Annotated in this window: 20 protein-coding genes and 1 pseudogene; 13 read left to right on the top strand and 8 right to left on the bottom strand. The window is 62.9% G+C overall.

Annotation, left to right across the window (positions count from 1 at the left end; genetic code table 11):
* Positions 1–288 precede the first annotated feature (288 nt).
* From A3AC_RS0123360 to A3AC_RS0123340, 5 genes and pseudogenes are all read left to right on the top strand, one after another.
* Positions 289–2,040, top strand: coding sequence for an ABC transporter ATP-binding protein/permease (locus A3AC_RS0123360; RefSeq protein ID WP_025601851.1), 1,752 nt, complete (start codon positions 289–291; stop codon positions 2,038–2,040).
* A gap of 94 nt (positions 2,041–2,134) precedes the next feature.
* Positions 2,135–2,235: pseudogene (locus A3AC_RS31325) on the top strand (SDR family oxidoreductase); the annotation flags it as partial.
* A 197-nt stretch (positions 2,236–2,432) separates the two neighbouring features.
* A complete protein-coding gene (locus A3AC_RS0123350) occupies positions 2,433–2,894 on the top strand; it encodes a hypothetical protein (protein WP_025601849.1) in 462 nt (153 codons plus the stop codon).
* An 82-nt stretch (positions 2,895–2,976) separates the two neighbouring features.
* A complete protein-coding gene (locus A3AC_RS0123345) occupies positions 2,977–3,546 on the top strand; it encodes a hypothetical protein (protein ID WP_232231980.1) in 570 nt (189 codons plus the stop codon).
* Between the two features lie 89 nt (positions 3,547–3,635).
* The gene (locus A3AC_RS0123340) at positions 3,636–4,379 is read left to right on the top strand and encodes a response regulator (protein WP_025601846.1); all 744 of its coding nucleotides are present in this window, start codon (positions 3,636–3,638) and stop codon (positions 4,377–4,379) included.
* 57 nt (positions 4,380–4,436) lie between these two features.
* On the opposite strand, the gene A3AC_RS0123335 is transcribed toward A3AC_RS0123340, so the two are convergent.
* The 4 genes from A3AC_RS0123335 to A3AC_RS30215 form a co-directional block, all read right to left on the bottom strand.
* A complete protein-coding gene (locus A3AC_RS0123335) occupies positions 4,437–5,105 on the bottom strand; it encodes a flagellar basal body L-ring protein FlgH (protein ID WP_025601844.1) in 669 nt (222 codons plus the stop codon).
* A 76-nt stretch (positions 5,106–5,181) separates the two neighbouring features.
* A complete protein-coding gene (locus tag A3AC_RS0123330; protein WP_025601843.1) occupies positions 5,182–5,901 on the bottom strand; it encodes a hypothetical protein in 720 nt (239 codons plus the stop codon).
* A 3-nt stretch (positions 5,902–5,904) separates the two neighbouring features.
* Positions 5,905–6,102, bottom strand: a complete 198-nt coding sequence (locus tag A3AC_RS29500; protein WP_035475714.1) for a DUF6726 family protein — start codon at positions 6,100–6,102, stop codon at positions 5,905–5,907.
* A gap of 15 nt (positions 6,103–6,117) precedes the next feature.
* Entirely contained in the window at positions 6,118–6,306 is a 189-nt protein-coding gene (locus tag A3AC_RS30215; protein WP_084515564.1) for a hypothetical protein, read from the bottom strand.
* A gap of 449 nt (positions 6,307–6,755) precedes the next feature.
* On the opposite strand from A3AC_RS30215, the gene A3AC_RS0123315 reads away from it, so the two are divergent.
* Both A3AC_RS0123315 and A3AC_RS0123310 read left to right on the top strand, forming a co-directional pair.
* Positions 6,756–7,496, top strand: coding sequence for a response regulator (locus A3AC_RS0123315; RefSeq protein ID WP_025601839.1), 741 nt, complete (start codon positions 6,756–6,758; stop codon positions 7,494–7,496).
* Positions 7,493–8,857, top strand: coding sequence for an ATP-binding protein (locus tag A3AC_RS0123310; RefSeq protein ID WP_025601838.1), 1,365 nt, complete (start codon positions 7,493–7,495; stop codon positions 8,855–8,857). Before A3AC_RS0123315 ends, A3AC_RS0123310 begins: the two co-directional genes overlap by 4 nt.
* 245 nt (positions 8,858–9,102) lie before the next feature.
* Here A3AC_RS0123310 and A3AC_RS0123305 read toward each other — a convergent pair whose 3' ends face one another.
* Positions 9,103–10,071: a tyrosine-protein phosphatase gene (locus tag A3AC_RS0123305; protein ID WP_025601837.1), complete on the bottom strand. Its 969-nt coding sequence runs from the start codon at positions 10,069–10,071 to the stop codon at positions 9,103–9,105.
* A 317-nt stretch (positions 10,072–10,388) separates the two neighbouring features.
* Between A3AC_RS0123305 and A3AC_RS0123300 the strand changes: the two genes are divergently transcribed.
* From A3AC_RS0123300 to A3AC_RS30210, 4 genes are all read left to right on the top strand, one after another.
* A complete protein-coding gene (locus A3AC_RS0123300) occupies positions 10,389–11,648 on the top strand; it encodes an MFS transporter (protein WP_025601836.1) in 1,260 nt (419 codons plus the stop codon).
* Positions 11,649–11,702: 54 nt separating this feature from the next.
* A complete protein-coding gene (locus tag A3AC_RS0123295) occupies positions 11,703–12,980 on the top strand; it encodes a D-amino acid dehydrogenase (RefSeq protein WP_025601834.1) in 1,278 nt (425 codons plus the stop codon).
* 73 nt (positions 12,981–13,053) lie between these two features.
* Positions 13,054–13,230, top strand: coding sequence for a hypothetical protein (locus A3AC_RS30540; protein ID WP_156924658.1), 177 nt, complete (start codon positions 13,054–13,056; stop codon positions 13,228–13,230).
* 1,302 nt (positions 13,231–14,532) lie between these two features.
* A complete protein-coding gene (locus A3AC_RS30210) occupies positions 14,533–14,895 on the top strand; it encodes an immunity 8 family protein (RefSeq protein ID WP_084515563.1) in 363 nt (120 codons plus the stop codon).
* Between the two features lie 565 nt (positions 14,896–15,460).
* On the opposite strand, the gene A3AC_RS0123280 is transcribed toward A3AC_RS30210, so the two are convergent.
* The 3 genes from A3AC_RS0123280 to A3AC_RS0123270 all read right to left on the bottom strand — a co-directional run bounded on the left by A3AC_RS0123280 (position 15,461) and on the right by A3AC_RS0123270 (position 22,740).
* The gene (locus tag A3AC_RS0123280) at positions 15,461–16,930 is read right to left on the bottom strand and encodes a glutamate synthase subunit beta (protein WP_025601833.1); all 1,470 of its coding nucleotides are present in this window, start codon (positions 16,928–16,930) and stop codon (positions 15,461–15,463) included.
* 103 nt (positions 16,931–17,033) lie between these two features.
* Entirely contained in the window at positions 17,034–21,737 is a 4,704-nt protein-coding gene (locus A3AC_RS0123275) for a glutamate synthase-related protein (protein ID WP_025601832.1), read from the bottom strand.
* 295 nt (positions 21,738–22,032) lie between these two features.
* Complete coding sequence (locus A3AC_RS0123270) at positions 22,033–22,740, bottom strand: transposase (protein ID WP_013340707.1); 708 nt, start codon at positions 22,738–22,740, stop codon at positions 22,033–22,035.
* A gap of 186 nt (positions 22,741–22,926) precedes the next feature.
* Between A3AC_RS0123270 and A3AC_RS0123265 the strand changes: the two genes are divergently transcribed.
* Together A3AC_RS0123265 and A3AC_RS0123260 are read left to right on the top strand one after the other, a co-directional pair.
* On the top strand, positions 22,927–23,652 hold the full coding sequence (locus A3AC_RS0123265; protein ID WP_025601830.1) for an OmpW/AlkL family protein: 726 nt from the start codon (positions 22,927–22,929) through the stop codon (positions 23,650–23,652).
* A gap of 351 nt (positions 23,653–24,003) precedes the next feature.
* Entirely contained in the window at positions 24,004–24,384 is a 381-nt protein-coding gene (locus A3AC_RS0123260) for a DUF883 family protein (RefSeq protein ID WP_025601828.1), read from the top strand.
* Positions 24,385–24,438: the final 54 nt, after the last annotated feature.

The following is a 24,438-nucleotide window of genomic DNA, read 5'->3' as shown; positions in this document are numbered from 1 at the left end:
GGGCGCTCTCGCGAGTGAGCACCCGGCGCTCTGGCACAATGCCGGCAGAGATGGCGCGGCGAATGCGGCGTGGGCGTAAGCCAGGCGGGGCACATCGCGGTGCGCGCCTGCGACCGCTTTGCGGCAAGCGCCGCGCCGACAATTAATCCTCGCTTAAGCGCTTTGCGCCAGAATTGGCGATCGCCGCGGCGTTCGCTCGCCAGACGCGGCGCCCGGACGATACAGGCACCTGCGACCGGTTGGTCCGCCCAGGTCCGCCCGAACAGAACAGCACTCCTCAGGACGCACATGAGAACGAACACTTCTGCCAGCCCCGCCCTGCCGCCCGACGAGAAAGTCTCCGCCTGGAGCCTCATCAAGCCCTACTGGGTGTCGGAAGAAAAAAAGACGGCGTGGGCGCTCCTTATCGCCATCATCGTGATGAACCTGATGGTCGTGTGGATCAACGTCCGCCTGAACCGCTGGAGCGCGGATTTCTACAACGCGCTGCAAACCAAGAACGTGCGCGATTTCCCGCATCTGCTGACGATCTTCTCCGGGCTCGCGTTCGGCTACATCATTCTCGCCGTGTACGGGCGCTATCTGCGGCAGATGCTCGGCTTTCGCTGGCGCCAGTGGCTGACCACGCGCTATCTGAACGAGTGGCTGCACGACAGCGCGTTCTACCGGATCGAGCGCGACCGTCTCGCCGACAACCCCGACCAGCGTATCAGCGACGACCTGCAGTCGTTCGCCACCACGACGCTTTCGCTCACGCTCGATCTGCTGTCCACCGTCGTCACGCTGGTGTCGTTCATCACGATCCTGTGGACGCTTGCCGGCGCGCTGACCATCACGCTCGGCGGCGTGCCGCTGCATATTCCTGGCTACATGGTGTGGGCGGCCGCGCTTTACGCGGTAGTCGGATCGCTCGTGATCCAGAAAGTCGGGCATCCACTCGTGCCCATCAACTACCAGGCACAGAAGGTCGAGGCGGATTTCCGTTTCGGCCTGATCCGCCTGCGCGAAAACGCTGAGCAGATCGCTTTCTACAACGGCATGGACACGGAGAAGAAGAACGCGTATTCGCTGTTCGGCCGGATCCGCGACAACTGGTGGCAGGTCATGAAGTACACCAAGCGGCTCACCTTCGTGCTTAGCTTCTATGGCCAGATTGCGATCATCTTTCCGCTCGTCGTCGCCGCGCCGCGCTATTTCGCCGGCGCCTTTACCTTCGGCGTGCTCATGCAGATTTCCAGCGCGTTCGGCACCGTCAGCGATTCATTCTCGTGGTTCATCAACAGTTATTCCACGCTCGTCGAGTGGCGCGCCACTGTCAACCGTCTGCGCGAATTCAAGCGCGTCGTGCATGCGCCGCGTCTAAAGGAATCGGTCTCGCCGGCCACCGCGCACGGCGGCATCAATCTGCATTTCGTCGACGCCGACAAACTCGCAACCGACGGCCTCAAGCTCGCGCTGCCGAACGGCAATCCGCTCTCGCGCATCCGCGATATCGTGATTCACCCGGGCTCGCGCTGGCTCGTGCGCGGCCCGTCCGGCTCGGGCAAGAGCACGCTGATGCGCGCGCTCGCCGGCCTGTGGCCGTTCGGCGACGGCGCGATCGACGCGCCGGTCAACGCCCGCATGATGTTTATCCCACAAGTGAGCTACATGCCGATCGGCACGCTCAAAGCGGCGCTCGCGTATCCGTCGGCGGCGGACACCTATACCGACGACGAATGCCGCGAGGCCCTCGTCACCTGCCATCTGTCGCAATACGCGGACCGTCTGCAGGAATCCGGCCACTGGACGCGCGTGCTCTCGCCAGGCGAGCAACAGCGCCTCGCCGCCGCGCGCGTGCTGCTGCACAAGCCGGACTATCTGTTCCTCGACGAAGCGACGAGCGCGCTCGACGCCGAAAACGAAGCGCGTCTCTACCGCCTCTTCACAGAGCGGCTGCCGAAGGCGGCGATTGTCAGCGTCGCGCATCGCGAGTCGCTGGCGACGTTCCACAACGAAACGCTCGAGGTCGAGCGCGCCGCCGAAGCGGTCGCCGCATGAACATGGAAAGCGACGTAGCCGCCGAAGTCAGCGCCGGATTCGAGCGCGTCGTGCTGATCGCCGGCGCGGGTTCCGGCATCGGTGCGGCGTTGGCCCGGCGGATGTCGCCGCGCTGATCGCCTTCCTGCTTTCCGACGACGCACGCCAGATCACGGGCCAGTGATTCACGTCGACGGCGGACTGACGCCCGGCTGAATCAGCATTCGCGCCCTTGCGGCGCAGAAACACGCCCTATCTGCGGCAAGATCCGGAAACACGCGCGAACAGTTGGAAAGCATTTGCGAAGCGGGCAAGCTTTTCCGCCCTTTGAAACGAGGCCGAAACAGCGACGATAGTCGTGCGCGCCGTCCCCCGCGGCCCGCACGCCATCCACTGCTAACGGACTCTCGCTCATGTCACTCCATCGTCACGCCTGTTCTTCGATTCACCGTCTCGCGCTTGTTGTGGGCGCAACCATGCTGTTCGCAGGCGCCGCGCATGCAGCGCAAACCACGCCGCCGAACGAACCGGCCGACGTGTGCCCCGCGCTGAAGCACATCGTCGAAGCATCTGACTTCAAGCAACTGCGCACCGGGCCGGCCGCGCAACTGCCGGGCGTCGAAAGCACCGAAGACTGCCGCGCCAACGCGCATGCGTACGATTGCCACTGGCGCGCTCACTGGCAGGCAGACGGTTTCGTCAACGACCCGCTCGAGGAAATGGGCGCCGACATCGCCGCCTGCTTTCCGAATGTCGTGCATGACGTCAACACGCCGACGCGTCAGCATTTCATCGTGACCACTGCGGGACGTCGCGTGAATGTGACCGCGAGCGTGCAAGGTCAAAACGAATTGCGCCTGCGCATCACGCGCTAAATTCAGATACCGCGCGACGATGGCAACGCTGCCTGGCACACGTGCTGACGCTTTCACGCGAGCCCCTCGGGCGGCGCGGGTCATGTTGCGGCGGCCCGGCGCGCGGCTTTTCGCGTGCGCGGCGCTGACGCTCGGACTGAACGGCTGCGCGTGGACGCTGATCCAGGCAGCCGACGCAACCGGCTCGGTGATTCAGGCCGGCTACGCAATCGCCGCGAATTATTCGTCGCCGACTTTCGTCAGCGGCCGTCCCGCGGATGTGCGCCATGTGTGCATCGAGGTGAACACTACGGTGTCGGTCGGCGATTTCGTGCCGGCGCTGCAACTTGCGCTCGACCGCCGCGGCATTCGTTCGGACGTCTACAATCCCGGCACCTCGCCTGCCGGCTGCGAGGCGCGCCTCGTATACAACGCCGCAATCGACTATGGCCGCCGCTCGTTCAGCGACGACACGATCCAGTATCTGTCGATCATCGACCTGACGCTCGTGCAGAACGGCCGCATTCTCGTCACCGCGCGCTATCAGACGGGCGGCCTCAATACCGACCGCTTCTCCTCCGCGTCGACCAAGCTCAATGGGCTGATCGACAGAATGGTGATCGACCGCACCGATTTCGGCCGCCAGACACTGCAAACTTCGCAGCTCAATTAGACATACGCCGCTTGCTTTCCCTTACGCGAGAAAGGATTGGAAAGCGTTAGCCGCTTTGCTGCGCCCGCACGGAACACTAAGATGACCTGATGAACCCATCCATTCTGGTCGTCGACGACGACCCCGTCGTACGCAATCTCGTCAGCCAGTATCTCGAAGGGCGCGGTTTCAAGGTCGCCACGCTCGAGCACGGCATGGCGCTGCAGAACAAGCTGCGGGACGAACGTCCCGCGCTGGTCGTGCTCGACATCATGATGCCGGAGCTCGACGGCATCAGTGCACTGCGCGCGTTGCGCGTGGCGGGCGACGATATCCCCGTGATTCTTCTCACCGCGCGCGCCGACCCGATCGACCGTGTGATCGGTCTCGAACTCGGCGCCGACGATTATCTCGGCAAGCCGTTCGAACCGAGCGAGCTGGTCGCGCGCATTCGCACGGTGCTGCGCCGGCGCGGCTCGATTGCGCCGAGCGCGCCGGAACAACGCGCGCCGTACCGGTTTGGCCGCTTCGAAGTCAACTTCCCGGCGCGCGAACTACGCCGCGACGGCGAGCGCATCACCCTGCGCTCGAGCGAATTCGCCATGCTGAAAGTGTTCGTCACGCATGCGATGACGGTGCTCACGCGCGCGCAACTGCTCGAGAAACTGCACGGCAACAGCGAGGCGCATCGCAACCGCAGTCTCGATGTGTCGATCTGGCGTTTGCGCCGGCTGATCGAGGTCGATCCATCCGAGCCTCGCTACGTGCAAACGGTGTGGGGACGCGGCTATGTGTTCGTGCCGGACGGCGAGATCGGCGCCGCTGAGCGCGGACCGGCCGCGCTTTCGGAATAAGCGCGGCAACCTTGGCAGCGCACAAGCGGACGGCGCCGCGATGCGCCGCCGCCAGCATTAGAACGTCAGCACACTCAGGAACATTCTCTGCAGCCAGCCCATCGTCGTCGCGTCGGAGATCATGCCTGTGCCGGCCTGTTCGATGCGCGCATTCGCGACCTTGCTCGATGCGACGTAGTTGCCTGCTTCGATATCCTTAGGATTCACGACGCCCGACAGCCGCAGACGGTCGCGGTTGCCGCTCATCGAAATCACCTTTTCGCCCGATACGACCAGGTTGCCGGTGGGCATGGTGCCGATCACGGTCACGGCGAGCGTGCCCGTCATGCCGCTGACGTCGGTCAGGCTGCCCTGCCCTTTGTATTCCGTGCTTGCGGAGCCGATGTTGAAGAGCCTTGCAAGTCGCGCGGCCGCGCCGGTCGATTTGTCGGCGGCGTCGGCGGTGATGGTGCTCGCACGGCTCGCGGCCGCAGTGGAACTATTGTTGCCGCTATACGACTCCGAGAGGCGGATGGTCAGCACATCGCCGATATGCTGCGCGCGCGGCGTCTCGTAGAGAACCATCAGCGTGCCCGCCTGATAGATCGCGCCCTGCGTGTTGACGTTCAGCGGCGCTGATACTAGCGGCGGCGCCATCGGCGTTTCGACAATCGACCTCTGTCCGCTCGCGCAAGCGGACAAACACGCCGCCGCGCACAGCGCGACGGAAACACGTAGCGTAAGCATTGTTTTACTCCTGGCCTGAATGATTTGAATTCGGCCGAATCTTCAACTGCACCGGCCGCATGAGCCGCAGCGCACATCAACCGGCTTCTGCATCGCTCGCCTGCCACTGCCGCACGACGGACTTGACCCACGCGTCCGAGCCCTTCAGCAGATAAGTGAGCGTGCCGTTGCGCGTGCCCGGCAGGAAACACAGCGTGATCGAACTGACCGCGTTCTCCCACACGTAGACCGGCAGCGCGCCGGGCGACGACACGTTCTGCGTCGCGTGACGCGGCGGGCCGTAGCGCTCCGCGAGCGCATCACGCAGATCCTCGGCGGTGACCTCGTCGATCACGAAGGACATCTCGTAGAGCCGCAGCGCGCTTTGGCCATCGCTCTGCCCTTCCATGCGCGCGAAGCGCAGCACGTGCTCGGCCGCCGGCGCACCGTCGACGACCGCTTGCGAGAGCGCCCAACCGTTGTCGCCGCGATGCGCCCAATGGCACGCGACGGTCAGGCTCTCGCGTGACTTGAGCCGCATGCCGAGCGCGCCCGCCTGCACGTCCGTCTCGCAGACCGGCACGCTGCCGAGCGGCGTCGCACGCACCTTCGAACCGGCGCGGAACTCGTCGAGCGTGATGCCAAGCGCAATTCCGCGGAATGCAAAGGGCGTCTCCTGCGCACGCCGTCGGGCGTCGGTCAAAGCGTCTTTCGAAGCTGGAGCGGACGCCGCAACACTGGCATCGCGCGCCGCGACGTTCAGCGAAAACATGCCGCATAGCAGCGCCAGCGCGCAGACAATCCGGGTGGCTGTCATGATTCAGTCGATAGCGGATGAACACATGTCGAACGGCGCGGCCGCCGCATGGCCGACGACCGGGATGATTTTCAACGTGGCCGACGTGAGCCGGCATGGCAGCGCGGCAACGGCGCAGCCGTCGAGCGGCAGCAGCGCCGCGCCGAGCGCGAGCCACGCAGTGGCGCGTAGCAAGCGCCTGTAAAGTTTCAGAGTCGACACACGAACCTCGGTACGTCAGGCGGTAGTGTTGACGTGATGGCCCACGAGGCCCGCAGGCAGCGACGGCTGCGGCTGGGTCGCGGAGCCTTTGGCTTGCGTGGTGCTCGAATTCGCGGAGCTGCCTGTAGTCGCCGGTTTTTCCACCGGCTTCGCAGGCGCGATCGATGAGAAGTGTGTGGAATTGAGGTGGCTTGGAACGGTCATGATGAGCCTCGCATAGCGCTGGGTTGGCTGGATGTCGGTCGCGCGCCGCGCTGGCTGCACCAAGGCTCGGGGCTCGGGGCTCGGGGCTCGGGGCTCTGCCGGCGTGCGGCGCGACGTATCGCAGGACGAATCATCTCGCCGCCGCAGCCCCGCCGATGCACGAAGAAAAGCGCGCTTTCCGGCGGTTCTTACGACCCGTTGCGAGTGGTTTCCAGCAGTTCCCGTTGCGCCCGGATTATTTCCGCGGTGCGGACCGAAGCGGTGCGAATGCGCTTTGGCAGCGCGCTGCGCGTTGCCGGACAGCGCCCCGCTGAAATATGCTGTGAGCCTTTGGTGACCGGCCTTACGCGCTGATGTGCCGGGTTCGCAGTGAATCTGCCGCGCAACGGGTAAGCATTGGTAAGAAAACTGTCGGCCGCGCGTCGCGCGCGTCGGTCTAGAATTTCGCCATGAATCCACAGGTCCTTATCGTCGACGACGATCCGGTCGTACGCGATCTGCTTTGCAAGTTCTTGCAGTCGAACGGCTTCGACGCGTCGGTGCTGCACGACGGCACCCATCTCCAGCGCCGGCTCGAGCGCGAACGGCCGTCGGTCGTCGTGCTCGACATCATGATGCCGAACACCGACGGGCTGCGGGCGCTCACCGCGCTGCGCGCCGCCGGCGACGACATTCCGGTGATCTTCGTGACGGCGCGCGGCACGGTAGCCGACCGCATCGTCGGGCTCTCGCTCGGCGCGGACGATTATCTGACCAAGCCCTTCGATCCACGCGAACTGCTCGCGCGCATCCACACGGTGCTGCGCCGCCGCGGCCCACCCACCACGAGCGCACCGGAAGCTCGCAAGCCGTACAGGTTCGGTCCGTTCGAACTGGACTTCGCCACACGTTCGCTGTCGCGTGCGGATACCAAGCTGCCGTTGCGCGACAGCGAGTTCGCGCTGCTGAAAATCTTCGTCAACAACCCTTATAAGGTGTTGTCGCGCGTGCTGATTCACGACCTCGTGCACCGCGATAACCTTGCCTTCCGCGACCGCAGCCTCGACGTGCCGATCTGGCGCCTGCGCCGCGTGATCGAAGACGATCCGTCCAATCCGCGCTACGTGCAGACCGTACGCGGCAAAGGCTACGTCTTCGTGCCCGACGCCGACGGCACACCGTTTTCCGAAGAGGCCACATCGGGCGCATGAGAAACCCGCTGAACACGCTATTCGGCAGAATGGCGTTGCTTTCCACGGCGGTGCTCCTGGCAATTCAGGCCGGCTGGTTCGTACTCGTTGTCATGCAGCCGCCGCGTCATGAAATCGACGGCTTCGCGCGCGGCGTCGTGCTCGCCTTGCAGGCCATCAACGGCGAGCCGATCAAGGGCGCGGCGCTCGCGCCCGCCATGCGCGTCCATCTCGTTCCGACCTGGAACATGCCGCCGAGCGTCCATCTGCACGAACCCACGGACCATCTGGTCGTCCAGTTGACCCGGCATCTGCGCGAGACGCTTCCGCCCGGCACCCAGATTGCCGTCGACGATCTCCGGCCGCCGCAACTGTGGGTGCTGTTTCCGGGCAAGTCGAACTGGGTGGTGCTGCCGGTCGACCTTCCGCCGCCGCCGCGCTTTCTGATCGAAGCCATTTCGATGTTGGCCGCCGCGCTGATCCTCTCGCTGTTCGCGGTCTGGCAAATGCAGCGCCCGCTCTCGCGCGTCGCCGACGCCGCGCGCGCCTTCGGTTCGGGCGGACGGCCCGAGCCGGTGACGGTGCAAGGCCCGCGCGAACTGCGCGATCTGATCGGCTCGTTCAACGACATGATGCGGCGTCTGAATGAGGCCGGCGACGACCAGGCGGTCATGCTGGCCGGCGTCGCGCATGACCTGAAAGCGCCGCTGACGCGGCTTAAGCTGCGCGCGAGCGTGCTGGTGGCGGAAAGCGAGCGCGCCGGGCTAATTCGCGATGTGGATTCGCTGACCAACATCGTCCAGCAGTTTCTGGAATTCGCCGGCCAATCCGCCGACGCGGGGCCGCCAGTCGAAGTCGACGGATTCTTGCGCGAGCAGTTTTCCGACAGCGGGAACGATGGCGATAGCACCAACGACAGCGACCGCGACCGCAACCGCAACAGCGCCAGCGCCAGCGCCCCCCCTGCCGACGGTCCCGACGACAACCCCGACGACGACCGCCTGTTCAGGCTCGATCTGCGTGCCGGTCCATCGTTCAAGCTGCCGCGCACGCTGCTCGACCGGCTCGTGACGAACCTCGTCGAAAACGCGCTCGAACACGGCGCGCCGCCTGTGGAGATCTCCACCGCGCGCAACGACGGATGCTGGATCATCGGCGTGCGCGACCACGGCGGCGGGATTCCCGACGACCGCATTGCCGCCGCGATGAAACCGTTCGTCAGACTCGATGCCGCGCGCGGCGGCGAAGGCCATTGCGGGCTCGGCCTGGCGATCGTCGCGCGGCTCGCGCACGATCGCGGCGGACGTTGCCACGTACGCAATCATGCAGAAGGTGGTCTGGAAGTGTGTATCGAATTGCCGGTGGCGTCGGCGTCGGCGTGAAGCGCCGGCCAGAGCCGCAGCTGAATGAGATGGTGCGGCTCGTGCGCTTACCTCGCCTTACCGGATCGGATATCGCATGGCAGGGGGCCTTATAGTTGGCCTTGGCAACCTCGATGCCGCCCTTCTCAGTCCGCCCGCTTATCTGGGGCGGACTTTTTTTGCGCGCGTTTTACTGGTGCGTTTTACTGGCGCGTTTTGCCGGCGTGTTTTCCGGCGTCCCCTGCGTGCGTCTTTTGCGTGCGCTCTTACCCGCCGCTGCGCCCGCTGGTTGAAACGACAAGCCTGCTGCGCAAGCTCTCGATGGTGGAATCGGATACGCCGAGGCCGTCAGTCAGGTAGCGCGTCATTGTGCCGTAGCTCGCCTGCACCTGATCGAAGCCAGCCTGCAGAAAACTCTCCTGAACGCCGAGCAAGGGCTCCTGAATCGCGGCGAGCGCGTCGCCGTCCTGCGCACGCAACGTTTCCTTCATCGACCTGATCGCCTGCGCGCGGTAGACGTTACTGAGCAGGTAGTCCTGCATGATCACGTCGAGCGGCACGTTGGCAATGCTCTGCAACAGCGCCGCGACCCAGCCGGCGCGATCCTTACCCGCGTTCGAATGAAATAGTTGCGCGCCGGTGCCGTCCGCGAGTTGACGCAACAGCGCGCCGAAGCTCGCCCGCTGCGCGGCGCCGGTCACATAGCCGCGCGCCTGCGATTCCATGAATGCGACGGCGTTGGCCGCCGAATTGAAAGCGGGCGGCACGAAGTCGCGCACACCCAGTACATCCAGCGCCTGCGAAACCGACCCGCGAGGCAAGATGTCCGCCGTGCGCTCTATCTCGCCGGGCGTGCGCAAATCGAAAACGCCGACGATGCCAAGCCTTTCCATCTCGTTCTGATCGGCCACGCTGAGCGTCAGGACGTTCGAGCGGAAAAAGGCGCCGCGGCGCATCTTTTTGCCGTCGACAGTCGGATAGCCGGCGGCAGCGCCGGCGACGTCGCGAAAATTATCGACCGATGCGAGCCGCGGCGTCTCGCGCTGCTCGTCCTCCAGATTGCCGCCGCCGCATGCGGAGAGCAGCGAGCTGCTCACGCCGGACACCAGCAGCACGCTGGCGGAGCGCTTCAGGAAGGTCCTTCGCGATGGGCTAGCGGCAAGCAGGCTCGCAGGCATGACCGTGGGGACAAAATAGCGGCGACGTTCCGGGCAGTTTTTTGCGGTGGCGGGCATCAGGCGATTCGACGTAGCAGGCGCAAGCCTGAGTAAATAATGTGCAGCCTATGCGCTGCGGGCGCAGTTTAACGTTTCCAAATAAATTTCTGGTTACGACGTATTAGTTCGTAAGCAATATTGTCGCGTGACCTTCCCCGTCGGGAGCGCGTTCCCAGTATGCGGGTTGCAATCAGCATTCTCTCTGTTATCGGCTGCTTACCGTTTCCTGCCAATTTTGACCACACGTGGCCGCACGACGCCTCGTCCCCGTAGAATAGAAAAACCGCCCCACGCGCCGCCGGCACACAAGAAAAGCCAGGAGAAACACGAAAAATATGCTCTCTCCCCAATGGTTCACCGAACTGACGCAGCGCGAACGCCGCACGCTGTATGCGGGCTTCGGCGGCTATGCCGTCGACGCGTTCGACTTCATGATCTACTCGTTCCTGATCCCGACGCTGATCGCGACGTGGGGCATGAGCAAAAGCGAAGCGGGCATGATCGCCACCAGTTCGCTGATTTCGTCGGCGCTCGGCGGCTGGCTCGCCGGCATTCTGGCCGACCGCTATGGGCGCATCCGCGTGCTTCAGTGGACTATCGCCACTTTCGCGCTCTTCACCTTCCTGTCCGGCTTCACGCATTCGTTCTGGCAGCTGCTCGCCACCCGCACACTGCAAGGCATCGGCTTCGGCGGTGAATGGTCGGTCGTGACGATCATGATGGCGGAGACCATCCGCTCGCCGCAGCATCGCGCGAAAGCCGTGGGCACCGTCCAGAGCAGTTGGTCGTTCGGCTGGGCCGCGGCGGCGATCGTCTACTGGGCGTTTTTCGCGTTGCTGCCCGAACAGTACGCGTGGCGCGCGTGTTTCTGGATCGGCCTGCTGCCGGCGGCGTGGATCATCTACATTCGCCGCAATGTCAGCGATCCGGATATTTATCTGCAGACGCGCCGTGCGCGCGAGGGCGGCTTTGAGACCGCGCATTTCCTGCAGATTTTTTCGCTGCCGCATCTGCGCACCACGCTGCTCGGCAGCGCGTTGTGCACCGGCATGCTCGGCGGCTATTACGCGCTCACCACGTGGCTGCCGACTTATCTGAAAACCGTGCGCCATCTGTCCGTGTTCAACACGAGCGGCTATCTGATCGTGCTGATCGTCGGCTCGTTCGCCGGGTATATCGTCGGCGCGATTCTGTGCGACAGGATCGGCCGGCGCGCGTCTTTTGTCCTGTTCGCGCTCGGCTCGTTCGTGCTCGGCATGGTCTACACGATGCTGCCTATCACAAACGGCATGATGCTTGCGCTCGGTTTTCCGCTGGGCATCGTCGTGCAGGGGATTTTTGCAGGCGTGGGCGCGTATCTGTCGGAGCTTTATCCGAATGCGATTCGCGGCTCGGGCCAAGGCTTCTGCTACAACCTGGGGCGCGGCTTCGGCTCGTTCTTTCCGATTCTCGTCGGTACGCTTTCGCAAGGCATGTCGCTTGTGAAGGCGATGGGGATTGTCGCCGGATCGGGCTATCTGCTCGTGATCGTCGCCGCCTTGTGCCTGCCCGAAACGAAGGGCAAGGTGCTCGGCACGGCCAGTCCTGCTGCATGAGATTGCTGACTGGGACTGTGACCCGGCGTTGCCGCTGATTTGCCTGATAAGCACATGAAAACGATTGTTCTCGGAGGCGGCGTGATTGGTGTCGCCACCGCCTTTTACCTGCGCCAGCAAGGCTGCGACGTCACGCTGATCGAACGCGAGCCGGACGTCGCGCTCGCCACGAGCTTCGGCAACGCAGGCGTGATCGCGCCCGGCTATGTGACGCCATGGGCCGCGCCCGGCATGCCGGCCAAGATTCTCAAATACCTTTTCAAGCCCGCTTCGCCGCTCATTTTTCGCCCGACACTCGATCCGGCTCAATGGCGCTGGATCGCGCGCTGGCTGCGCGAATGCGAGCTCGAACGCTTTCGCGTCAACAAGCAGCGCATGCAGCGGATCGCCTACTACAGCCGCGAGTGTCTGCGCGAATTCCGCAGCCGCCATCCGTTCGATTACGGCCGCAGCCAGGGCTATCTGCAACTCTTTCGCAGCGAGTACGACGTCGAACTCGCGCAACCGGCGCTGGCGGTGCTGCGCGACGCGGGCATCGCGTATCGGGAAGTGAGCGCGGCGCAATGCATCGACATCGAGCCGGGCCTGCGCTGGGCGCGCACGATGCCGGTGTCGGGCGTCCATCTTCCCGACGACGAAGCCGGCGATTGCGCCCGCTTCACGCGCGAGCTCCGCGCAATCTGCGAGCGCCATGGAGTGCGCTTTCGCTTCGACACGCGCGTGACGTCGCTCGACGTGGAAGGCGGCGCCGTGCGCGGCGTGCGTCTCGAAAGCGAGCGCGGTGCGGAGACGGTGGCGGCCGACAACGTGGTGGTGGCGCTGGGCGTCGACAGTGCGGCGCTGCTCGCGCCGCTCGGCGTGAAGGTGCCGCTCTATCCGGTCAAAGGCTATTCGGCGACGCTGCCCATCATCGACGATGAAAAGGCGCCGCGCGCCGCGCTCATGGACGAATCGCTGAAAACGGCCATCACGCGCTTCGGCAACAATCTGCGCGTGGCGGGCACGGCGGAACTGGGCAACCGCGAGGCGACACTGCGCGAGCAAGCCTTGCAGACGCTGATGCAAGTGCTGGCCGACTGGTTTCCGCACGCCGCGACGCCCACCTCCGCGCATTTCTGGGTAGGCCGCCGGCCGATGACGCCGGACGGCGCGCCTTTGCTCGGGCCGTCCGGCATCGGCAATTTGTGGCTCAATCTCGGCCACGGCTCGACCGGCTGGGCGATGTCGATGGGCTCGGCGCGCGTGGTCGCCGATCTGATTGCGCAGCGCGAGCCGGAGATCGATGTCGACGGGCTGACCTTGGCGCGGTATGGTAACGGGACGATTGCGTGAAACGTTATAGATAGCGGCAGCTGGAAACCGGTTAAAAGCGCTTTAGTCCAGCTTTTGATGCCTGGAAGTTGAGATGCGGGAAGACGCATTAGGTATTGGAGATGGGTTTGCCCACTTTCGAGTTCCGCGCAGTCGCACTCCATCGCATGATCTGACGGAAATGCTGGTGGCTGCACTGTTTGCAATGCTGTCGGGTACCGATAGCTGCGCGGCGATTCAGAAGTACGCCGAAGCGATGCTGGAATTGTGACTGCGGAGCTACGAGCCGCTGTTCAACGGTATGGCGTCGCATGCCATACTCGGACGCGCGTTTGCCGTACTCGCGCGACAGTTTGAAGCCTGCCTTGCACCACGCATCTCGGCCAGCGCTGACCGATCAAATGGTAGCCGTTGACGGCATGACAGTGCATAGCTCGCATTGCGCGATCAGAGGGCACTTCGTCTGGTGTTGGCCTACGGCGGTGGCTTGGGAATGGTGCGGGCGCAGATACGCGCGGCAGACAAAAGGAACGAGATCACCGCGATTCCGCAAGTGCTTGATGCTCGGCGCGCTCGGTCGTCATGGTCGACGCAACCGGAAATCTGCGGCATCAATTCGACGCTCCATCCTTATCGAATCGGTAACTTGCTCGCCTACGCGTGCGGCATTGCCATCCGCTCAAGCGCAATATCGACACCAGGACGGGACTGAGGATACATCGCCTCAAGGTCTGCGCCAACAATGCATATCGCGCGAGCCGGTCGGCTTCACCTTCATGCGATTGCTCTACCCCAACGTCAAAAACAATCAGAATCTTCGGAATTATCGGATTCCGAAACATTTCATTCTCCTTAAAAATACTTACGCCTTTAAAGGCTCAACTGACAATTAAGGAGAAAAATGGAAACCAGAACGTTATCGAGCAGCACATTTGGCATGCTCTCTCGTCTGTTCACCGTCTTCACATTACTGCTTACCGCGATCGGGGCAAACGCCGAAAGTGGAGACGGCGTCTGCGCTGCGCTGTATGTCAGATCGGGCGCGATACAAGGGACTTCCTCATGCTACGCGAACGCTTGGGGCAATACGCCGATCAATCTGTCAAATCACTACTGCGTCAACGAACCGGCACGAATCAAGCGGTGGTGTGGTGCGCCTCCAGATCTAGTGCAAGCGGACGCGACATGTCCAGTTGCCGATCCCGTCAATCCCAATAGCGGCACGGCTTAAACCTGAAATTGAAGCCAAGCAGTGCGCAGAGGTACCGCAACAGCTTACCGCTGAGGAAATGAGCGGTATCCTTCGAGATGCGGCAAGCAACAAAGGTAACACTACCTTAGGTACGGCCACGGCGGAAGATGCGCAGGCACTTGGTGAAGCTTGGGTTGGACCGGGGGCCCGCGAGACAAGCGATGGTTCTGGCTTGGTCAGCGCTGACGGCTTGCGTGTGTACCGTTATCCTTCTTCAAAACCTAACAGTCCGTACGCAACGACAGGTGTTCAAGCGAACTTTGAATCGAAAATGTCGCCAACTGGTCGTCCCTACGCGAATGGACACTTGAACATAGCACCATGAACGCAGAAATTAGAAAGCTCTATTCTCTCGAAGTGGAAGATGACTTGGTATGCTATCAACCTACCGAGCGAGACAATTTCGGAACCTGGATCCGTCTTTCAATAGGTGCGGTTGGTCAACCGGGTACTGACAATTTCGAGCTTTTGGTTTGCACGCCGCAATGGCTTTCCCAGGAACTCAAACGAGAAGCAGGTACGCGCTGGGGGCGTCATTCGTTGATCGTGATTGACTATGATCTTGCGGTGATTACCGGGCAACTTCAGCGCATGGTGCAACAATGCGCCGGGCCCGACTGGCAAAGCATCGCAGTAAAGATCGCCCGGTTCGCGGCATGGGAGTTCGAAGACTACCGAATGTAAGCGATCGGAGGATCGTCGCCCGCGAGAAAGCGCGAGTAGTCGCGCATCTTTGCCGGGGGCGCTGGAAAGTAGTGAACCGGCACCTGACGGGTTTTTTAAAGGAAGAGCGCAAGTTGCGCCTTCTAGCCATTCACCTTTCCTTGGATTCATTCAGGTGGCGGTCTCCCCTCGCGGTTTGCGTGCGGCCTGTTGTGCCCTGCTTGCCGTGCGGGGACAAGAAGGTGGCGCATCCGTCCTCATCGAGAACTCACACGGTGCCGGTTTTTAGTAGCGAACGCGCGAGAATGTCGATTCTCCGCGCGCTCCCTGAGCAGCCTTTGCCAGCGCCGACAGGTGATTGAACTGGTTGACATGTCGCCGGGTCATTTCCGCCGCGACTTTCGAGACGCGTTTCGGTAAGTCACGTGAATACCGCGGCCGCGTGCTGAAATTAAAAAGCCGGGTCACCCTTTCAGGTGCCCGGCTTTGTTTTTACCGCTTTGACGGTGCCACCCGATTTCACGTCAGGCAAGCACCGTGTCGTCTCCACCTCTTCCCGCAAGCCTTGGCCCGCAACAGACGACGTTTAGCGCGGCAGTTCCGAATGTCCCATCAGGAAAGCGTCGACCGAACGCGCGCACTGACGGCCTTCGCGGATCGCCCACACGACGAGCGACTGGCCGCGGCGCATGTCGCCTGCGGTGAACACTTTGTCCACCGACGTGTAGTACGCCTTGTCGCCTTCCGTCGAGGCTCGCACGTTGCCGCGCGCGTCCTTGTCGACGCCGAACGCTTCGAGCACCGGCGACACCGGCTGCGTGAAGCCCATGGCGAGCAGCACGAGGTCGGCCTTCATTTCGAATTCCGAGCCCGGCACTTCCTGCATCTTGCCGTCTTTCCATTCGACGCGTGCCGCGATCAGCTTCTCGACCTTGCCGTTCTTGCCTTCGAGGCGCTTCGTGGCGACAGCCCAATCGCGCGAGCAGCCTTCTTCATGCGAGGACGACGTGCGCAGCTTGATCGGCCAATACGGCCACACGAGCGGCTTGTTCTCTTCTTCCGGCGGCTGCGGCAGCAGTTCGAACTGCGTGACGCTCTTCGCGCCGTGACGGTTGGACGTTCCCACGCAGTCCGAGCCCGTATCGCCGCCGCCGATCACCACCACGTGCTTGCCCTTCGCGAGCAGCTGATGCGGGACCTTGTCGCCGGCATTGACCTTGTTCTGCTGCGGCAGGAATTCCATCGCGTAATGGATGCCTTCCAGCTCGCGGCCAGGCACCGGCAGATCGCGCGGCGTTTCCGAACCGCCCGCGATCACCACCGCGTCGAAATCTTCCTTCAGCTGCTCCGGCGTGATGGTTTCCTTCGCGGTGTTGCCGATATACGGCGGCAGCGAATCGGCCTTGCCGACGAACACGTTCGCGCGGAACGTCACGCCTTCCGCTTCCATCTGGCGCATGCGGCGGTCGATCAGCCACTTCTCAAGCTTGAAGTCGGGAATGCCGTAACGCAGCAGGCCGCCGATGCGGTCGTTCTTTTCGAACACCGTCACCTCGTGGCCCGCGCGCGCGAGCTGCTGCGCGACCGCGAGACCTGCGGGGCCCGAACCGACGACGGCAACCTTCTTGCCGGTCTTGTGCTTCGGCGGCTGCGGCGCGACCCAGCCTTCGGCCCAGGCTTTGTCGATGATCGCGTGTTCGATCGACTTGATACCGACCGGGTCGTCATTGATGCCGAGCGTGCACGCCGCTTCGCACGGCGCCGGACAAATGCGGCCCGTGAACTCCGGGAAGTTGTTCGTGGAGTGCAGCACTTCGATCGCGTTCTTCCAGTCCTGATGGAACACCAGGTCGTTGAAGTCCGGGATGATGTTGTTCACCGGACAGCCGTTGTTGCAGAACGGAATGCCGCAGTCCATGCAGCGTGCGCCTTGAATCTTCGCTTCGTCGTCGGTGAGTGCCGCGACGAATTCCTTGTAGTGCTTCACACGCGTGAGCGGAGCTTCGTACGCCTCGTGGCGGCGCTCGAACTCGAGAAAACCGGTTGCCTTGCCCATGTGGTTCTCTTCTCTATCTGTATCTAGGGGTGATCTGGACCCGCCGCGCGTCGGATTGTCGAGCAGCGGCGGGTACGGCTAAAGGTGACGTCGTGCTGACGGATCAGGCGGCGAGGACTTCCTTGTTCGCTTTCTTCGCTGCCATTTCGCCCAGCGCGCGCTTGTATTCGGTCGGGAACACCTTCACGAACTGACGGCGCGACGCGTCCCAGTTTTCGAGCAGCGCTTTCGCACGCGGCGAGCCCGTGAACTGGAAGTGACGTTCGATGAGGCCCTTGAGCAGCGCTTCGTCGGTGGTGCCGGTATGCCACAGGCCACGGTCGACGGTGCGCTCCTGTTCCGCCTGTTGCAGCACAGGCTCGAGCGCGACCATCGACTTGTTGCACTTGCCCGCGAACGTGTTGTCCGGGTCGTACACATAAGCCACGCCCCCCGACATGCCCGCCGCGAAGTTCCGGCCGGTTTCACCCAGTACGACCACGGTGCCGCCCGTCATGTATTCGCAACCGTGGTCGCCGGTGCCCTCGACAACCGCCGTCGCGCCCGAGTTACGCACGCAAAAACGCTCGCCCGCCACGCCGCGGAAGAACGACTCGCCTTCGATCGCGCCGTACATGACCGTGTTGCCGCAGATGATGTTCTCTTCCGACTTGCCGCGGAAATCGTTCGTGGGACGAATGATGATGCGCCCGCCCGACAAACCCTTGCCGACGTAGTCGTTGCCGTCGCCGACCAGGTCCAGCGTGATGCCCTTGGCCAGGAACGCGCCGAAGCTTTGACCCGCCGTTCCCTTCAACTGGATGTGGATCGTGTCGTCGGGCAGGCCGTCATGGCCGTACTTTTTCGCGATCGTGCCGGACAGCATCGCGCCGACCGTACGGTTCACGTTGCGCACCGGCTGGATGAACGAGACGTGCTCGCCCTTCTCGATAGCCGCCTTCGCCTTTTCGATCAGCGTGTGGTCGAGCGCGCGGTCCAGACCGTGGTCCTGCTCTTCCACGTGCTTGCGCGCCACTTCGGCCGGCACTTGCGGCTGATAGAACACACGCGAGAAGTCGAGACCCTTCGCCTTCCAGTGTTCGATGCCCTTCTTCATGTCGAGCAGCTCGGCGTGACCGATCAGGTCGTCGAACTTGCGAATGCCCAGTTGCGCCATGATTTCGCGCGCTTCTTCGGCGACAAAGAAGAAGAAGTTGACGACGTGCTCCGGCTGGCCCTTGAACTTGGCGCGCAGCACCGGGTCTTGCGTCGCGACGCCGACCGGGCACGTGTTCAGGTGGCACTTGCGCATCATGATGCAGCCTTCGACGACGAGCGGCGCCGTCGCAAAGCCGAACTCGTCGGCGCCGAGCAGCGCGCCGATCACCACGTCGCGGCCGGTCTTCATCTGACCGTCGGCCTGCACGCGGATACGGCCGCGCAACTGGTTCAGCACCAGCGTCTGCTGCGTTTCGGCGAGGCCCAGTTCCCACGGCGTGCCGGCATGCTTGATCGACGACAGTGGCGACGCGCCCGTGCCGCCGTCGTGGCCGGCGATCACCACGTGATCGGCCTTGGCCTTGGCAACACCCGCGGCAACCGTGCCGACGCCCGATTCCGACACAAGCTTCACCGACACGCTAGCCGCCGAATTCGCGTTCTTCAGGTCGTGAATGAGCTGCGCCAGGTCTTCGATCGAGTAGATGTCGTGATGCGGCGGCGGCGAAATGAGGCCAACGCCCGGCACCGAGTAACGGAGCTTGCCGATATATTCGGACACCTTGTGGCCCGGCAGCTGACCGCCTTCGCCCGGCTTTGCGCCCTGCGCCATCTTGATCTGGATCTGGTCGGCCGAGGCGAGATATTCCGCCGTCACGCCGAAGCGGCCGGACGCGACCTGCTTGATCTTCGAGCGCAGCGAATCGCCTTCCTTCAACGGAATGTCGACGATTACTTCGTCGCCGATCACGGACTTCATCGTGTCGCCGTTCTTGATCGGAATGCCGCGCAGTTCGTTGCGATAGCGGTTTTCGTCCTCGCCGCCTTCGCCCGTGTTGGACTTGCCGCCAATGCGGTTCATCGCGACAGCCAGCGTGGCGTGCGCTTCCGTGCTGATCGAGCCGAGCGACATTGCGCCGGTGGCGAAACGCTTGACGATTTCCTTCGCCGGTTCCACTTCGTCGAGCGGAATCGCCTTGGTCGGGTCGAGCTTGAACTCGAACAGGCCGCGGAACGTCATGTGGCGCTTCGTCTGGTCGTTGATCAGATGCGCGTATTCCTTGTACGTCTGATACGAGTTGCTGCGCGCCGAGTGTTGCAGCTTGGCGATCGCATCCGGCGTCCACATGTGTTCTTCGCCGCGCACGCGGTACGCGTACTCGCCGCCCGCGTCGAGCATGTTCGAGAGAATCGGGTTGTCGCCGAACGCGTCGCGATGCAGACGGATCGCTTCTTCGGCCACGTCGAAAAGACCGATGCCGCCCACCTTCGACGAGGTGCCCTTGAAGTACTTCTGCACGAGGTCTTCAGCGAGACCGACCGCTTCGAAAATCTGCGCGCCGGTATAGGACATGTAGGTCGAAATGCCCATCTTCGACATGACCTTCTGCAGGCCCTTGCCGACCGCCTTCGTAAAGTTGTAGACCGCCTTCTCCGGCGACAGGTCGCCCTTCAGGCCGGCCGCGAGCTGGCCGAGCGTTTCCATCGCGAGGTACGGGTGCACGGCTTCCGCGCCATAGCCCGCGAGCAGCGCAAAGTGGTGCGTCTCGCGCGCCGAACCCGTTTCGACGACGAGACCCGTGCTCGTGCGCAAGCCCTGCTGCACGAGGTGCGTGTGGATCGCGGCGGTGGCGAGCAGCGCGGGAATCGCGACGTTGTCGCGGTCGGTCTTGCGGTCCGACACGATCAGCATGTTGTAGCCGGACTTGACCGCATCGACTGCTTCGGCGCACAGCGACGCGAGGCGCGCTTCTATGCCTTCCTTGCCCCAGGCGACCGGATAGCAGATGTTCAGTTCGTACGAGCTGAACTTGCCGCCGGTGTACTGATCGATTGCGCGGATCTTGGCAATGTCCTTGAAGTCGAGCACAGGCTGCGACACTTCGAGGCGCATCGGCGGGTTGATGTTGTTGGTGTCGAGCAGGTTCGGCTTCGGGCCGATGAACGACACGAGCGACATCACCATGTTTTCACGGATCGGGTCGATCGGCGGGTTCGTCACTTGCGCGAACAGCTGCTTGAAGTAGTGATACAGCGTCTTGTTCTTGTTGGACATGACCGCGAGCGGCGAGTCGTTGCCCATGGAGCCGACGGCTTCTTCGCCGGCTTGCGCCATCGGCGCCATCAGGAACTTGAGGTCTTCCTGCGTGTAGCCGAACGCCTGCTGGCGATCCAGCAATGCTGCGGCTTCGCGGCGCTCCGTTGCGACGTCTTCGGCCTTCGCCTCGATCTCGTCGAGCTTGATACGCACCGCGTCGATCCAGCTCTTGTACGGCTTGGCGTTCGCGAGGTTGTCCTTCAGTTCCTTGTCGTCGATGATGCGGCCGTGCTCCATGTCGATCAGGAACATCTTGCCCGGCTGAAGACGCCACTTCTTGACGATCTTCGACTCGGGAATGGGCAGCGTGCCGGCTTCCGACGCCATGATGACAAGATCGTCGTCGGTGACGATGTAGCGCGCCGGACGCAGGCCGTTACGGTCGAGCGTCGCGCCGATCTGACGGCCGTCGGTGAAGGCGATTGCGGCGGGGCCGTCCCACGGCTCCATCATCGCAGCGTGGTATTCGTAGAACGCGCGGCGGTTGTCGTCCATCAGCGTGTGCTGTTCCCAGGCTTCCGGGATCATCATCATCATCGCGTGGACGAGCGGGTAGCCGGCCATCACCAGCAGTTCGAGACAGTTGTCGAACGAGGCGGTGTCCGATTGGCCCGGATAGATGAGCGGCCACAGCTTCGGCAGGTCGTCGCCGAGCACGTGCGAGGCGATCGCGCCGGTACGCGCATTCAGCCAGTTGACGTTGCCCTTCACGGTGTTGATTTCGCCGTTGTGGGCGATCATCCGGTACGGGTGAGCGAGTTCCCACGCCGGGAACGTGTTGGTGGAGAAGCGCTGGTGCACGAGCGCGAGCGCCGACACAGTGCGCTCGTCCTGCAGGTCGCGGTAGTACACGCCGACCTGGCCCGCCAGCAGCAGACCCTTGTAGACGACCGTGCGCGCCGAGCACGAGGGCACGAAGTATTCCTTGCCGTGCTTCAGTTTCAGCGCCTGGATGCGGTGGCTCGCGGTCTTGCGGATTACGTACAGCTTCCGCTCCAGCGCGTCGGTCACCATGATGTCCTTGCCGCGGCCGATGAAAATCTGCCGGATCAGCGGCTCGCTTGCCTTGACGGTGGGCGAAATCGGCATGGTGTGGTCGACCGGCACGTCGCGCCAGCCGAGCACGACCTGGCCTTCGGCCTTCACCGTGCGCTCGAGCTCCTGTTCGCAGGCGAGGCGCGACGCGTGTTCCTTCGGCAAAAACACCATGCCGACGCCATATTCGCCGAACGGCGGCAAGGTCACGCCCTGCTTCGCCATCTCCTCGCGATAGAAACCATCCGGAATCTGGATCAGGATGCCGGCGCCATCGCCCATCAACGGATCGGCGCCGACTGCGCCGCGGTGGTCGAGGTTCTCGAGAATCTTCAGGCCCTGCTCAATGATCTCGTGGCTCTTCTTGCCCTTGATGTGAGCAACGAAGCCGACGCCGCAGGCGTCATGTTCGTTTTGCGGGTCGTACAACCCTTGCGCGGCGGGAACCGGGCGAACCGGTTGCTGGTGATCGTTCATGGGGACACCGTCTGTGAGGGGCCGACAGGCCGTTAAACCGTTTTTCTATTGCCGCACGTGCACACCCGCAACGGCGAAGGCGCTTCCAGATGCCGACTGCAAGGCATGTCAAAAACGCCGGAATTCGGAATATACGCGACGAATCAACGGAATAGCAAATAAAACGTATTGTTCGATCCCCAATTATCAATTTGGTGCATTGCGGCCTATTTTTATTGGTGCCATATCAAAACCGGGCAAAATAAAACGGCATGTCAGGATGCCGTTCGAAACACAGAGCCTTGATTCAAACTGCTTATTGCGCTTGCGGCGTCTCGCGCACCTTGCGCGGCCGTCCGCGCGGCAACGGAGACACGCGCCGGTTCGCCGCGCGCGCCGCCCATTCGCGGTACGTGTCGCTACCGAGCACCCAACCCTTTAACGTAGCCTGCTGAAGCTGGCTTGCCTCGCGTTCGTCGAGCGGCTGCTCGCACAGTTCGCGGTACGCGCGCTGCCGCTCGAACGGCGTGTTGCCGAGCGACCAGTAAAGCGGATGGTCGGTGATGAGGCTGTCGAGCGTAAGACCGATGTGATGCCGGTAGCTCGACCACCGGTAGTCTTCCGGCGCGCTCACGAGCTGCATGCGCACCGGACACATTTCGACGACGCGGCTCGCCAGCAGAAAATACCGCTCGCCCTCGATCACGGTGGCGCGATAGCGTCCTTCCCACAGCGTGCCGCGCCGCGCGTAGCGGCGGTTGAAGTGCGCCACATAGCGGCGCCCGACTGCCTGCATCGCCTTGGGCAGGCTCGACTCCTCGGTCGGAGTGACGAGCAGTTGCACCGCGCCCGGCATCAGCGCATATGCGTGGATCGACAGGTGATGGTCGCGCGAAGCCGCTTTCAAACAGTCGATGAAGAGTTCGTAGTCCTGGTCGTCGACGAACGCAGGCTGCTGATCGAGTCCGCGGAGGATGACGTGCTGCGGCTGGTCAGGAACATAAAGACGTGCAAGCCGTGCCATGCTGGAGTATCCGATAGTCGCGTTGGTACATACCCGAAGGTCCGAAGAGCCGCATGCGCCAAGGTTCGGCGCGGCGCGGCCAGGCCAGAAAGCGCGCGCGGCTTAGGGAGAAAACTCTAGCCGCCGCGTATGGTTAGTTTCAAACGTTGTGGTCATAATGAGCGGGCCTTTTCTGGAGGAGCACATATGAAATTAAAACAGGCCGTAACGGGGATCGCAGTGCTAGCCAGCATGACAACAGCAGCACATGCGCAATCGGCCGGTAGCTTTTTTGTCTCAACAGGCTGGTTCCATCTTGCGCCTCAATCGAGTAGCGAGCCACTGCGGGTGACAAGCATCGGCGGCAGTCCGACCAACATCACAGAAGCAAATACCGGAGCCTCGCTCAGTTCGGCCGACACCATCGGACTGACCGCGGGCTACTTCATCACCGATCACATTGCGACCGAATTCGTGATTGGCTACCCGCCCTCGTTCGACCTGAACGGCACCGGCAGCCTCGAAAAATTCGGCAAGCTGGGCCAGGCAAAACAGTGGAGCCCGACTCTGCTGTTCAAGTACTACTTCAACGCTCCGACTGCCACGTTCCGTCCGTACCTGGGTATCGGCGTGAGCCGTATCTGGTTCACCGACGAAAAGATCACGAACGGCGCATTCGAAGCAAATGTTCTGCATGGTCCGACCAGCGTAACTACGGATAGTTCGTGGGAGCCTGTGTTTAATGCCGGCTTCACTTACGCGTTCGATCAGCACTGGTTCGCGGGCGTGTCGGTGTCGTATCTGCCGCTCAGCACGACTGCCAAACTCAACACGCAGGCGAGGACGCCGGTGGGTACGCTGACCGTGCAGTCGCAAACCAAGATCAAGCTGAACCCGATCGTTACCTACGTCAACATCGGTTACCGCTTCTAACACCTTTTCCGGTGCGCGATCGAATGATGCCGTGCGATTAGGGTAGTCGAATTTCCGAGGCTTGAACAACGCCGTCATTCATCCAATGGCGGCGTTTTTTATGTCGTGCGCGCCATGCGGCATCGCGCCGGCTTTACCGATGTGACGCGCAGCGTGGCACTGCGTTTGTAAATTTGACCCGCGCTCAGGGCGCTTCGTGCAATATGTGCTGAGGAAATCCGGCGCGCGCCGCCATGCGCCGGGCGTTGGGGTTTGGCACCGAAGTTGCGTTCTGCTGGTGTTTCCTGCGTTGCGATGTGGTTTAACGCAACCGTGAACGTGGGCCTTTTCACCCTCATCGACGGAGCGACCATGACAGCACTTCCAAACACGCGAGACGCCCTCGGCGAATCCTGGACCAGCACGAGCCGCCGTGCGCGGCGTATTGCGCGGCACGGCCGCCATGCGGCCGAAGATATTGCAGGCGAATTGCGCACGCTAATGGCGGAACTGGAATCCACCCTGGCGGACGGCACGCAGGCCGACGCAGTCGCGCTGCGCGGCAAACTGCGCAAGCAGCTCGACAGCGCGCGCGCCCGTTTAAACGACACCCGCGAGGCCGTGCGCGAACGCGCCAACGTGGCGCTTTCCGATGCCGACGACTATGTGCATGAAAATCCGTGGCAGACGCTCGCGATTGTCGGCGGCGTCGCGTTGATCGCGGGCGCGCTATTTGCCTCGCGGATGCGCTGAGTCTCCGGATGCGCTGAGTCTCCGGATGCGCTGAGTCTGGCGGATGCGCTGAGT

Source organism: Burkholderia sp. WSM2230, from assembly GCF_000472445.1.
GTDB lineage: Bacteria > Pseudomonadota > Gammaproteobacteria > Burkholderiales > Burkholderiaceae > Paraburkholderia.
This window is presented reverse-complemented; position numbering and strand designations above follow the sequence as displayed.

Excerpts from the sequence above, each read along its gene's own strand:
- A3AC_RS0123360 (WP_025601851.1), top strand. The coding sequence starts at position 289 with ATGAGAACGAACACTTCTGCCAGCCCCGCCCTGCCGCCCGACGAGAAA.
- A3AC_RS0123350 (WP_025601849.1), top strand. The coding sequence starts at position 2,433 with ATGTCACTCCATCGTCACGCCTGTTCTTCGATTCACCGTCTCGCGCTT.
- A3AC_RS0123345 (WP_232231980.1), top strand. The coding sequence starts at position 2,977 with ATGTTGCGGCGGCCCGGCGCGCGGCTTTTCGCGTGCGCGGCGCTGACG.
- A3AC_RS0123340 (WP_025601846.1), top strand. The coding sequence starts at position 3,636 with ATGAACCCATCCATTCTGGTCGTCGACGACGACCCCGTCGTACGCAAT.
- A3AC_RS0123335 (WP_025601844.1), bottom strand. The coding sequence starts at position 5,105 with ATGCTTACGCTACGTGTTTCCGTCGCGCTGTGCGCGGCGGCGTGTTTG.
- A3AC_RS0123330 (WP_025601843.1), bottom strand. The coding sequence starts at position 5,901 with ATGACAGCCACCCGGATTGTCTGCGCGCTGGCGCTGCTATGCGGCATG.
- A3AC_RS30215 (WP_084515564.1), bottom strand. The coding sequence starts at position 6,306 with ATGACCGTTCCAAGCCACCTCAATTCCACACACTTCTCATCGATCGCG.
- A3AC_RS0123315 (WP_025601839.1), top strand. The coding sequence starts at position 6,756 with ATGAATCCACAGGTCCTTATCGTCGACGACGATCCGGTCGTACGCGAT.
- A3AC_RS0123310 (WP_025601838.1), top strand. The coding sequence starts at position 7,493 with ATGAGAAACCCGCTGAACACGCTATTCGGCAGAATGGCGTTGCTTTCC.
- A3AC_RS0123305 (WP_025601837.1), bottom strand. The coding sequence starts at position 10,071 with ATGCCCGCCACCGCAAAAAACTGCCCGGAACGTCGCCGCTATTTTGTC.
- A3AC_RS0123300 (WP_025601836.1), top strand. The coding sequence starts at position 10,389 with ATGCTCTCTCCCCAATGGTTCACCGAACTGACGCAGCGCGAACGCCGC.
- A3AC_RS0123295 (WP_025601834.1), top strand. The coding sequence starts at position 11,703 with ATGAAAACGATTGTTCTCGGAGGCGGCGTGATTGGTGTCGCCACCGCC.
- A3AC_RS30540 (WP_156924658.1), top strand. The coding sequence starts at position 13,054 with ATGCGGGAAGACGCATTAGGTATTGGAGATGGGTTTGCCCACTTTCGA.
- A3AC_RS30210 (WP_084515563.1), top strand. The coding sequence starts at position 14,533 with ATGAACGCAGAAATTAGAAAGCTCTATTCTCTCGAAGTGGAAGATGAC.
- A3AC_RS0123280 (WP_025601833.1), bottom strand. The coding sequence starts at position 16,930 with ATGGGCAAGGCAACCGGTTTTCTCGAGTTCGAGCGCCGCCACGAGGCG.
- A3AC_RS0123275 (WP_025601832.1), bottom strand. The coding sequence starts at position 21,737 with ATGAACGATCACCAGCAACCGGTTCGCCCGGTTCCCGCCGCGCAAGGG.
- A3AC_RS0123270 (WP_013340707.1), bottom strand. The coding sequence starts at position 22,740 with ATGGCACGGCTTGCACGTCTTTATGTTCCTGACCAGCCGCAGCACGTC.
- A3AC_RS0123265 (WP_025601830.1), top strand. The coding sequence starts at position 22,927 with ATGAAATTAAAACAGGCCGTAACGGGGATCGCAGTGCTAGCCAGCATG.
- A3AC_RS0123260 (WP_025601828.1), top strand. The coding sequence starts at position 24,004 with ATGACAGCACTTCCAAACACGCGAGACGCCCTCGGCGAATCCTGGACC.